Consider the following 1,328-nt stretch of genomic DNA (forward strand, 5'->3'; position numbering starts at 1 on the left):
TGTCGTCGCCCGCGACTGCGTCCTCGGGCATCTCCGTGGCCGGCATCGGCATGGCGGTCGCGGTGCTCGCGAGCTTCCTCTATGCCTTCGACGTGGACAGCGCGGCCCGCCCCGATCTGTGGATGAACCTGGGTCTTGCCGTCGTGGCACTCGCGCTCGGCGGCGGCGTGGCCTGGTGGGCGGGGCGCACCGTGGCGATGACCGCCATGCCGCAGATGGTCGCGATCTACAACGGCATGGGCGGCGGCGCGGCCGGAGCCATCGCAGCGGTGGAGCTGTTCGGCGGAAAGACGCAGGGCATGACCGCGCTGATCGTCACCCTGCTCGGCGCCCTCATCGGTGCGGTGTCGTTGTCCGGCTCGCTGATCGCCTGGGCCAAGCTCGACGGCGTGATCAAGAACCCGTTGCGGTTCAAGGCGCAGCAGGTGGTCAACGGGGTAGTCTTGCTGGCAACGCTCGCGGTCGGCGCCTACCTCGTCGTGGCGAGTGTCGACAAATCGGTGCTGGTGCTGGGCGGGCTTGGCGTGCCGGCATCGATCTACCTCTTCTTCGGCTTCGCGCTGGTGCTCGGCATCCTGATGACGCTGCCCATCGGCGGGGCCGACATGCCGGTGGTGATCTCGATCTTCAATGCCTTCACGGGTCTTGCGGTCGGTCTCGAAGGCTTCGTGCTGCAGAACCCGGCGCTGATGATCGCCGGCATGGTGGTCGGTGCGGCGGGCCTGCTGCTGACGCTGCTGATGGCCCGCGCGATGAACCGCTCGGTGAGCAACGTGGTGTTCAGCAACTTCGGCGGAGCCTCCAAGCACAAGCCGGGCAAGATCAAGGGCGAGTTGAAGCCGATGCAGCCCGGCGATGCGGGCATCGCGATGCGCTACGCCAGCTCGGTGATCATCGTGCCGGGCTACGGCCTCGCCGCGGCGCAAGGGCAGGGCAAGCTGTTCGACTTCGTCAAGCTGTTGCAGGCCGGTGGCGTGAGCGTGAAGTTCGCGATCCATCCGGTCGCGGGCCGCATGCCGGGTCAGATGGACGTGCTGCTGGCCGAGGCCGGCGTGCCCTACGACATGATCTTCCAGCTCGAAGACATCAACGACGAGTTCAAGACCACCGACGTGGCACTCGTCATCGGTGCCAACGACGTGGTTAACCCCGCCGCGCGCACGGACAAGGGCTCACCGATCTTCGGCATGCCGATCCTGAACGCCGACCAGGCGAAGAAGGTGTTCGTCATCAAGCGAGGTGAGGGCAAGGGCTATGCAGGCATCGTCAACGCGCTCTTTTATGGCCACAACTGCCACATGGTTTATGGCGACGCACAAGCCGTGCTG

1 protein-coding gene is annotated in these 1,328 nt (G+C 66.1%); it reads left to right on the forward strand.

From position 1 onward, the window contains the following. Positions 1 to 1,328 (forward strand): NAD(P)(+) transhydrogenase (Re/Si-specific) subunit beta (locus tag RCH10_RS27655; RefSeq protein ID WP_323502515.1); only part of this gene is annotated, 1,328 nt, incomplete at both ends.

The sequence above is a fragment of the Variovorax sp. GrIS 2.14 genome, assembly GCF_046115955.1.
Classification (GTDB): domain Bacteria; phylum Pseudomonadota; class Gammaproteobacteria; order Burkholderiales; family Burkholderiaceae_C; genus Variovorax.